Below are 11576 nucleotides of genomic sequence, written 5' to 3' on the forward strand. Positions count from 1 at the left end.
GCGGGATCCACCGAGGAGCAGGTCGACCAAGGCCACTCAGGCGCCGAGGGGGATGGTGTTACCCCCGCCGACGACCCCGGCCAACCCGGCGGACCCGCACCACCGGACAACCAAGCCGCCTGACGGCGAACCTCACACCGGCGGCTCGGGATCGTACTGAATCCCGCGGCGAACCTCACGCGCGCGACCCACGCCGGCAAGACGACTGGCTGGTGAATGTCGCGGTTGACGAGACTTCTGCGATGGCCGAGAGGACGCTGTTCCCCGGGTCCGCGTTGCTAGCCTGCGCGCGATGTCATGGAGTAGCCGGATCTGGCAGGTCGCTATCACGCTTGAACGAAACCACTTGACTGCCCTACCGATCCAGTGTCCAGGGCTCGGCGATCATGTCGGTCATCGCCTCCACCCATTCGTCGTCCAGAGCAGCGTCACGTCGGATCAGGATTCGGAAGATCGCACTGCCCGCGACGACTTCGGCGAGCAACGGCAACTCGTCCCCGCCGCGGCGCTGCTGACCGAACCGGGCCTCGAACGCGGACAGATCACGTGCCAGACGACTGATCATCATGCTGTGTAGCTCGGGATCGGCGATGGTGTCTGCGATCAAGCCTGGCAACGCCACTCGCACTTCCGGCCTGTCGAACATGGTGCGGATGTTCTCCACCAGCGCTGCGATGTTCTGGCGGACATCGCCCATGGTGTCGAGTTGCGGCATCTCACCATCGGTCAACACCGCTTCGTGGACTAGGTGAACTTTGCCCGACCATCGCCTATAGATGGCCGCTGTCGTGGTGCCGGCACGCGCGGCGATCGCCGAAAGCGACAACGCGGGATAGCCCGTTTCGAGAATCAACTCGCGGGTGGCCGCGATGATGGCGGAGTCGATCCGTCCGTCGCGAGGCCGGCCGGCCGCAGCGCGGGCGCGCGCCTTGCCATCATCAGCTCCATCTGCTGTCATGTTCCGAGTATATTCCGATACAACCCGTATCGTATTTGATGGAGACCCATGAATCTCAGCCCGCTCGATGAGTACCCGATCCATCAGGTGGCAGCTCCCGTCGCCTCCCCTGCCACCTCTGATCGCAACTTCTACGATCGGTCGTACTTCAACGTGCTCGACCGGGGCGGCGCCTTCATGGCCCTGACAGGTATCGGCTATTACCCGAGGCTCGGCGTCAAAGATGCATACTTCCTCGTCCGTAGAGGCGACACCCAGACGGCGGTGCATTTCAGCGATGCGATCGACGACGACCGGCTGAACCAGAATGTCAATGGCTACCGTCTCGACGTCGTCGAACCGCTTCACGAGCTCCATCTGACTGTGGACGAAACTGAGGGCGTTTCAGCGGATCTGACCTGGCGCGGACTGTTCCCGGCCGCACTCGAACATCCCCACGAAATGCTCACCGAGCGTCGGGTTACCTTGCAGGCGTGCAGGTTTGCGCAGGTCGGCACTTGGGAGGGCTGGATCGAGGTGGATGGCGACCGGATTGCAGTCGAACCCGCCGGGACCGTCGGCTCCCGTGACCGGTCCTGGGGCATCCGGCCTGTCGGCGAGCCGGAGCCCGCAGGCCGTCCCGACACCGCATTCCAAGGCATGTGGTGGCTGTACCTACCCTTGGCCTTCGACGACTTTCAGCTGTTCCTGATCCTGCAGGAGGATCCTGACGGTCGCCGAAGTCTTTACGATTGCACGCGGCGATGGAGCGACGGCAGAGTCGAACAACTCGACGGGGTGCGGGCCACGATCCATTACACGCCCGGAACCCGGATCCCTCACGGCGCGCACGTCGAGTTCATGAACCGGGTCGGCGACCACATCCATCTCGATGTCACGTCGAAACTGTTCGCCCCCATTGCTTTCGGATCGGGTTACGGTGGCGACACCTCTTGGGCCCACGGCACCTGGAAGGGCGGGCCGTTCACAGAACGCGTCAGCTTCGACCTCACCGACCCGGCCGTGATGGCTCGGGCACCGTTCAGCCTCATCGACCACGTCGGCGAGGCGGTATGCACAGAACCTGACGGCACGACCCGTCAGGGTGCGGGACTGTTCGAGCACGCAGTGATAGGTCCACACTTCCCGTCGGGGTTCCGCGACTGGACCGACGTGGTCGGGTAGCGGGAATCGATCACCACATGAAAGCGCAGACAATAGATTTCGACGACATCACCGATGATCGCTTCGGAGGCAAGGCCGCCGGCCTGGCCGAGCTGCAACGCATCGGACTGGCTGTGCCGACGGGCTTCGTCATCGTCGACCCCGGCAGGCACGGCGCTCTCGACGGCGCCTTCGCCAAGTTCAACGCGATGGCCGCCAACGGCATGACCCCGGTGGCGGTGCGCTCCTCAGCCGTCGGCGAAGACGGTGACGAGCACTCCTTCGCCGGGCAGTACGACACCGTGCTGGGGGTTGACTCCCTGGACAGCCTCGTCTCGGCTGTTGCGCATTGCATTGCATCGGTAAGCTCGGAACGCGCCTCCTCGTACAGCGGAGAGTCGACGGCCATAATGCATCTGGTTGTACAGCACATGGTGGACGCACGCGCGGCGGGCGTGGTGTTCACCGCCGACCCCGCCACAGGGCGACGCGACCTGATGGTGATCGACGCCATCGCCGGGCTCGGCGAATCGCTCGTCGACGGATCAGCTTCCCCGGACCACATCGTCCTCGACTCCGCCGGCGGAACCGTCGTCGCAGATATCAGTACTGCTCCGGTGTTGTCGGACGGCGACATCGCCGAGATCCGCGCCGGCGCATTGCGGGCCGCGCAGCACTGGGACAAGCCGATGGATCTCGAATGGGCCATCGACCGATCCGGAAAGCTATGGTGGCTGCAGGCGCGGCCGATCACCACGCTGCCCGGGGATCTCAACGAGATGGACTCGCCGGTCGCCGGGCCCGATCACGTCTACACCCGCTGCAACATCGGCGAGATGATGCCCGGTGCGTTCTGCCCGCTGACCGCGTCGGTTTCGGGGTTCGCCATCGACTACGCGATGCAGATGACCCAAGTGGTGGCACGAGCTCAACCGCGATACGAGAAGGCCTGGCTGCAGGTTGGCTACTTCTACGGTCACATGTTCTTGAACATGACCGAGGGAACCGCATTGAGTGCCGGAATCCTCGGCAACTCCCGTGAGCAGTTCTCGATGTCCATCTGCGGCCGCGTGGTCGACGAGCTCAAACCTGGCCCACCACAGAGGTTTACCCGCAAACTGGTCAATACCGTCCGCTTGGTGTCCTATTCGTTGTCAGTCGGCCCTGCAATCCGTCGGCTCGGGAGCAGGATCGCCGACTTCCCGGTTCCGCACAGTGACGATGCACCCTTGGTGTTGCGACAGCTGGAGTCCGGGGTCGATCTGTACTGCGACGTCACGCTCGTTCATGTGCGCTCGTCGTCACGCGCAGCGGTGGCGGCCAACATCCTGGAAAGCACGTTGATCAAGCAGGCGATCACATCGGGACGCACCGAAGAGGACGGGCGCGCGGATGCGATGCGGTTGATGGCCGGGGCGAGCGACGTCGAGAGTGCAATGATGCTGGACCACTTGCAGGCGGTGGTAAGGACGCTCGCCGCAGACCGCGAAGCGTCCGGGCAGTTTCTGGCCGACACGCCGGAGAAGGCCGTCACCGACCTGCGCCGCGCTGACAGTCGCAGCGGAACAGCGTTGCGAGAGTTTCTACATCGTCACGGCCACCGGGGATACCGTGAGCTGTGTATGCGTGACCCGTCGTGGGCAGACGATCCCGCCGGGCTCGGCTCCATGATGCAGGTCATGCTTCGAGCGACGCGAACCGCCGCCGGTCCGGCACCAGAGCACGCTCGTCGTTCCGACGGCGAGTCAACACCGCGGGCCATCAGTTTCCTCGCTCGTCTTGCCCAGGGCGGCGCGCGGGGACGCGAGGAGACAAAGGCCAAAATGGCGCTCATGGCTCATGCACTCAAGCGCGGCTACCGCCATCTGGGTGAAGTGTTGGCCCGCACCAACCGGTTGCCGGATGCTGACCTGGTCTTCTTCTTCGACCGCGGCGAGCTTCGCGACGTCGTTGGCGACGGCGACATCACCGAGCTCGTACAGAAGGCGCGGGCACGTCGAGAGGCCCTGGCGTTTCAGGATGCACTCGAATTCGACGACGTTTCGGTGGGCCGGCCCAGCCCGGCGATTGCGCCCCCGCAGGTCGCCGACGCCGACTCCATCATCGGCCGACCAGCCGGTCGTGGTTCTGTGGAAGGTATTGTGCGCGTGGCCAAGTCCGTACACGACGCTCGTGGCGTTCAGCCCGGAGAAATCCTTGTCGCACCGGTCACCGACGTCGGGTGGACGCCCTACTTCACCGTGATCGCTGCGCTGGTCACCGACATCGGTAGCTCGGTTTCCCATGGCGCTGTGGTGGCGCGGGAGTATGGCCTGCCCTGTGTCGTCAACACGTTGGTGGGAACTCAGGTACTGCGCACGGGCGACTGGGTGCGGGTCGACGGTGATCGAGGGCTCGTCACGCGTCTCGGTTAGCCGCCGTCGCTCACTGTGGAGGCGTTTGGCCGGTGACTTCGAAGACGACGCGCCGTCCGATTTCCACGGCGTGGTCGGCGAATCGTTCGTAAAAGCGCCCCAGCAGCGTGATGTCGACAGCCGACTCCACTCCGTGGACCCACTTCTTGTCCATCAGCACGGAAAACAGGTGGCGGTGTAGCTCATCCATCACATCGTCGTCACGCCGAATCTTGGCGGCCGCCTCAGGATCCCGAGAAAGCACGACCTCCTTGGCGCTATTGCCGAGTTCGACGGCGACGCGTCCCATCTCGGCGAAGAAACCGTTGACTTCCTCAGGCACAGCGTGGGCGGGGTGGCGTCGGCGCGCGATCTTCGCCACGTGGAGCGCGAGCGCCCCCATCCGTTCGGCATCGGCGACATTCTGCATGGAACCGACCACGACGCGCAGATCGCCGGCGACCGGCGCCTGCAGCGCCAGGAGCACAAACGCCGACTGTTCGGCGGCCGCCTGCATCCGGGTGAGGTGTTCATGGTCGGTAATGACCTGTTCGGCCATGACCAGGTCCGCTTGCAGAAGGCCGTGCGTGGCACGCTCCATCGCCAATCCAGCGAGTCCACACATCTGACTCAGCGTCTCGATCAGCGAGTCCAGTTGTTCGTGAAACTCGGTACGCATCGTCCCAGCTTAGAGGGACTCAGCCCGATAGCCGGGTTCCAGCGCCAATTGACACCGACATCGATCGGATGCACGATCATTCGAAATATCGATCAGCGCGTTCCATTATTGGACCGACAGATGAGGTGCGCAATGTACGTCGGCGAGTTTCTGGATCAGATCGCCGCGGCCGAGCAATTGGTCCGGAAGGCTCCGCACGTACAGAACGAATCGGATTTGCTGGAGGGCCTGCAGTACCTCGCCGGCTGCATCGCAGCCTGCACCCGCCTCGCCTTCGACTCCGACCGCGACCACCCGTTCCTACATTCCGGCACAGGGCCTTTCACGAAGATGGCCCTCGACAATCCCGACACGCTGTACTTCGGCACCTGGCTCCGGGGCGGACACGACTATGTGCTGACGGGACGCCGTGGCACGACGACGGACCTCAGCTTTCAAACGCTCGGGGGCGAGTACACCGACGACAATGTGCCGGCCAGCCAATTCGCATTCGACGACCGCGAACTCGACCTCGACGCTGACGGCCGTTTCGAATGGCGATTCACCCCGGACAGCGACGCGCAGCTAGTGGTCCGCGAGGTCTACAACGACTGGTCAGCTCAACGTGGCACGATCGCGATTGCTTGTCCGGACAGCACCGTCACGCCGCGTCGCGCACTTACCCCGGAGCTGATCGCAACCCGCTACGCCGCCGCGGGCAAGTACCTCACCAGACGAATCAAGACATGGCTCGCGTTCCCGCAGTGGTTCTACCTCAACGTCCCGGTGAACACTTTGACCGCGCCGCGAGTAACGCCTGGCGGCCTGGCGACCCAGTACTCCTCGGTGGGACATTTCGATCTTGCCCCGGACCAGGCCATGGTGATCACGGTGCCGGCTTCTGAGGCCCCATACTTCGGCTTCCAACTGGGCAGCATGTGGTACATCTCGCTGGACTACATCAATCACCAGACGTCACTCAATGGCACGCAAGCGCAGGTGGACCCCGACGGGATGATCCGGATCGTCGTAGCCCACGAGAGTCCGGGCATCACGAATTGGGTCGAGACCCTGGGACGTCGACGCGGTTACCTCCAGTTCCGTTGGCAACGAACGTCACGCGGGCTCACCGGAGCCGACGGTCCGACCGCCGAGGTCGTCGACTTCGATGACATCGCGGAAAGACTCCCGTACTTTGCCCACAACACGATCAACAGTGCCAACTTTCGAAGTCGGATTGCGCTGCGACAGAAGCAGATCGCACGACGAATGGTGACGTGACCTTCGGGTGACGCCAGACGAGCCTGCGACACCAGGCGCAGACCACCGTCGCCCACTCGCCAAAATTATTGAAAATAATTATCATTTTCATTCATGGACTCGCTCGCCGCCGACCTCATCCCCGTCACCGTGCTATCCGGCTTTCTAGGGGCCGGCAAGACAACTCTGCTCAATCACATCCTGGCCAACCGAGAGGGGCGCCGAGTTGCCGTCATCGTGAATGACATGAGTGAGGTGAACATCGATGCCGCCTTGATCGCAGGGCAGGGCCACCTGGATCGCACACAGGAGAAGCTCGTTGAACTCACCAACGGCTGCATCTGCTGCACACTGCGCGAGGACTTGATCACAGCCGTCGCCGACCTTGCCCGCCAGCGCCGATTCGATCAGATCGTCATCGAATCGACTGGTATCTCGGAACCGATGCCGGTAGCAGCGACCTTCAGCTGGGAGTTCGAGGACGGATTTGCTTTGGGCAGTCTGGCACGCCTTGACACCCTCGTCACTGTCGTGGACGTTTGCACGTTCTTGCCCGAATTGGCGCGTGGGGAAGCGCTTGCGAAACGCGACATGGCTGTAGCCGAAGGCGATGCGCGCAACATCTCCGACCTGTTGGTCGATCAGGTCGAATTCGCTGATGTCATTCTGCTCAACAAGACCGATCTCGTCAGCGAAAACACCGTCGCGATGGTCGAAACCGTTGTGCGCCGGCTAAATCCGAGAGCACTCCTGCAGCGGACCACCCAGGGCGTCGTACCGCTCGACACCGTGCTGTCAACCGGACTCTTCGATCCCGATCTTGCCGCCCAGGCACCAGGATGGGATGAGGAGATCGCCAACGGGCATACACCGGAGACCGAAGAGTACGGCATCAGCAGCATGACGTTCAGGTCCGACCGGCCGTTTCATCCGGAGCGACTCTCAGACGCACTCGAGCAAGTGCGAGGATTGTTGCGCAGCAAGGGGTTCTGCTGGATCGCAAGCCGACCATCCATCGCCGCGATCTGGTCGCAAGCCGGTCCAAACCTGACTATCGAACCAGCGCAATACTGGTCGAACACCGACATCGAGCCAGGACAGGAAATCGTCTTCATCGGCGTACGGCTGGACCGGACCATGATGGCCTCGCTCCTTGAGTCCGCGCTGCTCACCGACGACGAGATGGCTGCGGGTGAATCCACGTGGACGTCGTACCCCGACCCATTGCCAAGTTGGACACAGGTACACAGCCACCACTGAGGCACGGAGCAAGGAAGGAACGCCCGCCATGCGACACGGTTGCCCTGTCGGTGAACATTCGTCACGAAGAGAGATCGACATCGCCATCGGCGTATTGATGGGATTGACCGGCTGTGCCGAGAGAAATGCCTTCGATCTACTGGCGACAGCGGTTCAGCAGACTGGAATCGGCCTCGGCGAGGCTTCTGCCGCACTCATTTCGGCGGTCGGCGAGGGCGCACCGGCAGCCCGCAACCCCGGCGCCGTGTCGTACTGGCGACACACCATAGCTCAGCTGTCGGACTAGGGCGGTGCTCCGACAGCTGGGCCTCTTTAACCACGGCTTCTCGTCTGCGTCACAATGCCGATCCGGCCGCACACGCCGGGGCCGCAACGGCGGTTCCGGCAGCGGCATGGCGGCATTTGAACCGTTGCCGTCGCGTAACGGCCACGGGAGGCGTCGTCGTCCGCGAACCCAGGCCCGCACCGAGCGCATCTCCGCCGCAACCATTCTCAATTGCGACGGTTGGGCGGACGCCCGGAGCAGTATTTGAGTCGTCACCACGACGTGCCGATACTCAACGATCCGGCGTCCTCTGCCGGGGATCCTGCAGAGGAGTCGCAGCAGGGCGACCGCGCGTAAGGCACAATTTGACACTGAGACATAATTTGCCTTTGCGTATAGCAGAGCCGCCCGTCGAACGCAGACATCACGAGCGAAAACTCTTCTTTTCCCGATAAGGGCAATACCCGTGGACACGGCGGTCAGTTCGCCGATCGACCGCAGCTTTCAGCCACATCCGGCAATGTTCGACGCACGGAACAGACTGCACCCGGTGACGTTGTCAATGGAACACACGTTGCTATATTGTTCAGTGACGCGTAGGTGATCCAGATCACGGAAGGTGCTCCATCCAATCCGAACCGGGACTCCTGCCGCTTCCCGACGCCTTCACGCTCCATCGGAAAGGTCCACACTTTGCTGACAAGCATCGTCAGGCGCTTGAAGGTCGCGTGAGGTGAACGACGACGCGCGACGCGGTACGGCCGAGTTAGCCTCGGTTGAGCGGTGGTCGACGGGTATTTCGCTTCCGAATGGGTTGTCGGGTGCGATGCAGGCGGTGGGTGGGTTTTTCTCGATGTCGTTGGATGCGGTGTTGTATGTGTTCCGGCGGCCGTTTCAGTGGCGGGAGTTTTTGGAGCAGTGCTGGTTTGTGGCGAAGGTGTCGATGGCGCCGACGCTGTTGGTGGCGATTCCGTTCACGGTGTTGGTGTCGTTCACGTTGAACATTCTGCTGCGTGAGCTGGGTGCGGCTGATCTGTCGGGTGCGGGTGCGGCCTTTGGTGCGGTGACTCAGGTGGGTCCGTTGGTGACGGTGCTCATCGTGGCCGGTGCCGGCGCGACGGCGATGTGTGCTGATCTGGGGTCGCGCACCATCCGCGAGGAGATCGACGCGATGGAGGTGTTGGGCATCAACCCGGTGGAGCGGCTGGTGACACCGCGGATGCTGGCCGCCGGGCTGGTGGCGTTGTTGCTCAACAGCCTGGTGGTGATCATCGGAATCCTGGGTGGCTATTTTTTCTCGGTCTTCGTCCAGGACGTGAATCCGGGTGCGTTCGCCGCGGGGATCACGCTGTTGACCGGGGTGCCCGAGGTCATCATCTCGTGTGTCAAGGCCGCATTGTTCGGGCTGATCGCCGGTTTGGTGGCCTGTTATCGCGGTTTGACGATCACCGGCGGCGGCGCCAAAGCCGTGGGCAATGCGGTCAACGAGACGGTGGTGTATGCGTTCATGGCGTTGTTCGTCATCAACGTGGTCGTGACCGCTATCGGTATCCGGATGACGACGGGATAGCGGGGTCATGGGTACTTCTACGGTGATCCGGTCGCGGTTCCCGCGGCTGGTCGACTACCTGGGCCGGCCGGTGTCGTTGCTGGGTCGCCTGGGTGATCATGTGCTGTTCTACGGGCGGGCACTGGGCGGGGTTCCGCATGCCGCGCTGCATTTCCGTAAGGAGATCATCCGGCTGATCGCCGAGATCTCCATGGGTGCGGGCACGTTGGCGATGATCGGCGGCACCGTGGTGATCGTCGGGTTTTTGACCCTGGCCGCCGGTGGCACGCTGGCCATCCAGGGCTACAGCTCGCTGGGCAACATCGGTATCGAGGCGTTGACCGGGTTTTTGGCCGCGTTCATCAACGTGCGTATCGCTGCGCCGGTGGTGGCCGGGATCGGGTTGGCCGCCACGTTCGGGGCCGGGGTGACCGCGCAGCTGGGGGCGATGCGGATCAACGAGGAGATCGACGCGCTGGAATCGATGGGGATCCGGCCGGTCGAATACCTCGTCTCCACGCGCATCGTGGCGGGCATGGTGGCGATCACGCCGCTGTATTCGATCGCGGTGATCCTGTCGTTTCTGGCCTCACAGTTCACCACCGTGGTGCTGTTCGGCCAGTCCGGCGGACTGTATGACCATTACTTCGACACCTTCCTCAACCCGATCGACCTGTTGTGGTCGTTCCTGCAGGCCGTGCTGATGGCGATCGCGATCCTGTTGGTACACACCTACTTCGGCTACTTCGCCTCCGGCGGCCCCTCCGGAGTGGGCGCAGCAGTGGGCAACGCGGTACGCACCTCCCTGGTCGTCGTCGTATCAGTGACACTGCTGGTGTCACTATCGATCTACGGCTCCAACGGCAACTTCAACCTCTCAGGCTAGGAGGACACGTTGAGCAGCAATCGCGTCCGGGTCCTAGCTGGGCTTTCTCTGATCACGGTGGTATTCCTTGCAGCTGGGCTGTCGGTGACGCTGTTTCGCGGAGACCTCACCAGGACCGCCGCAGTCACCGTCCTGTCCCAACGCGCAGGTCTCGTGATGAATCCCGACGCCAAGGTCAAAATGCAGGGCATTACCGTCGGGAAAGTCGGATCGATCGAACTTCTGCCGGACGGACGTTCGGCGCTGCATCTCGAGTTGAACCCCGACCAGATGGCAATGATCCCGGCCAACGTCGGCGTCGACATCACCTCGTCGACGGTCTTCGGCGCGAAATTTGTGGATTTGATCCCACCATCACAGCCGGCGTCGTCGGCACTGTCTGCCGGTCAGGTGCTCGAAGGCGATCACGTCACCGTGGAGATCAACACCGTTTTCGAACGATTGACCACTCTTCTCGACACCATCGATCCCGTCAAGCTCAACGAAACACTTGGTCAACTGTCCCGCGCGTTGGATGGCAGAGGACAAAAGATCAACCAGATGCTTGCCGACCTTGATGCCTTTCTCACCCGCTTCGGGCCCAGCGTTCCCAACCTGCGCCGGGATCTCGAGACGCTCCCGGCCGTGGTTTCTGCATACGCCGACGCCGCACCTGATTTCCTTGAGGTGTTAGAGCGTTCGACTCGGATCAGCGAGACGCTGGTCGCTCAGCAGTCAAATCTCGACGCACTCTTGGTCAGCACCATCGGCTTCGGCGAGATCGGAAATGCGGTTCTAGCCGAAAATCGTGGCCCACTGGACGATCTGCTGGAAATCCTCGCCCCGACAACCGACCTGCTCTACGAGTACCGCCAGAATGTCGACTGCACCTTGAAGGGATTGGTTCCGTTCACTCAGGGAGTTCCCCTACCAGAACCGGGAATCATGGTGTCGATCGGATTCACCTGGGGCATTGAACGTTACCGCTATCCCGGTGACCTTCCCAAGGTAGCCGCCAGCGGAGGCTCTAACTGCGACAAGGTCGGTATGCCCGAATTGGAACCGCAGCAGATCTCACCGTTCTTGGTCACCGACATCGGTGGGAACCGTTGGCGATACGGCAACGACGGCATTGTGTTGAACTCAGATGGACTCAAACAACTGCTGTTCGGGCCTATCGACGGACCGCCGCGCAACTCCTCCCAGATCGGAATGCCGGGTTGAT

Annotated in this window: 10 protein-coding genes; 8 read left to right on the forward strand and 2 right to left on the reverse strand. The window is 62.6% G+C overall.

Annotated elements, in window-relative coordinates; all coding sequences use genetic code 11:
• Nucleotides 1-355: 355 nt before the first annotated feature.
• Nucleotides 356-958 carry a TetR-like C-terminal domain-containing protein gene (locus AWC12_RS18380; protein ID WP_024448928.1) on the reverse strand — a complete coding sequence of 201 codons (603 nt, stop codon included), beginning with the start codon at nt 956-958 and terminating at the stop codon, nt 356-358.
• 48 nt (nt 959-1006) lie between these two features.
• On the opposite strand from AWC12_RS18380, the gene AWC12_RS18385 reads away from it, so the two are divergent.
• Entirely contained in the window at nt 1007-2122 is a 1116-nt protein-coding gene (locus AWC12_RS18385; RefSeq protein ID WP_024448927.1) for an Rv3169 family protein, read from the forward strand.
• Between the two features lie 17 nt (nt 2123-2139).
• Entirely contained in the window at nt 2140-4515 is a 2376-nt protein-coding gene (locus AWC12_RS18390) for a PEP/pyruvate-binding domain-containing protein (RefSeq protein ID WP_085176096.1), read from the forward strand.
• Between the two features lie 10 nt (nt 4516-4525).
• Here the strand turns inward: AWC12_RS18390 and phoU are convergent, their stop codons facing one another.
• Nucleotides 4526-5173 (reverse strand): phosphate signaling complex protein PhoU, encoded by a 648-nt coding sequence (phoU, locus tag AWC12_RS18395; RefSeq protein ID WP_036465964.1) that lies wholly within the window; start codon nt 5171-5173, stop codon nt 4526-4528.
• 132 nt (nt 5174-5305) lie between these two features.
• Here phoU and AWC12_RS18400 point away from each other — a divergent pair, with 132 nt between their 5' ends.
• The 6 genes from AWC12_RS18400 to AWC12_RS18425 all read left to right on the forward strand — a co-directional run bounded on the left by AWC12_RS18400 (nt 5306) and on the right by AWC12_RS18425 (nt 11575).
• Nucleotides 5306-6433, forward strand: a complete 1128-nt coding sequence (locus tag AWC12_RS18400; protein WP_085176098.1) for a hypothetical protein — start codon at nt 5306-5308, stop codon at nt 6431-6433.
• Nucleotides 6434-6526: 93 nt separating this feature from the next.
• Complete coding sequence (locus tag AWC12_RS18405) at nt 6527-7672, forward strand: GTP-binding protein (RefSeq protein WP_024448924.1); 1146 nt, start codon at nt 6527-6529, stop codon at nt 7670-7672.
• A 28-nt stretch (nt 7673-7700) separates the two neighbouring features.
• Complete coding sequence (locus AWC12_RS18410) at nt 7701-7958, forward strand: ANTAR domain-containing protein (RefSeq protein WP_024448923.1); 258 nt, start codon at nt 7701-7703, stop codon at nt 7956-7958.
• 805 nt (nt 7959-8763) lie between these two features.
• Nucleotides 8764-9507, forward strand: a complete 744-nt coding sequence (locus tag AWC12_RS18415; protein WP_234814087.1) for an MlaE family ABC transporter permease — start codon at nt 8764-8766, stop codon at nt 9505-9507.
• Nucleotides 9508-9514: 7 nt separating this feature from the next.
• Complete coding sequence (locus tag AWC12_RS18420) at nt 9515-10372, forward strand: MlaE family ABC transporter permease (protein WP_085176101.1); 858 nt, start codon at nt 9515-9517, stop codon at nt 10370-10372.
• A 9-nt stretch (nt 10373-10381) separates the two neighbouring features.
• On the forward strand, nt 10382-11575 hold the full coding sequence (locus AWC12_RS18425; RefSeq protein WP_085176103.1) for an MCE family protein: 1194 nt from the start codon (nt 10382-10384) through the stop codon (nt 11573-11575).
• The last annotated feature ends 1 nt before the right edge of the window (nt 11576 follow it).

This window comes from Mycolicibacterium iranicum, assembly GCF_002101705.1.
In the GTDB taxonomy this organism is placed as follows: domain Bacteria; phylum Actinomycetota; class Actinomycetes; order Mycobacteriales; family Mycobacteriaceae; genus Mycobacterium; species Mycobacterium iranicum.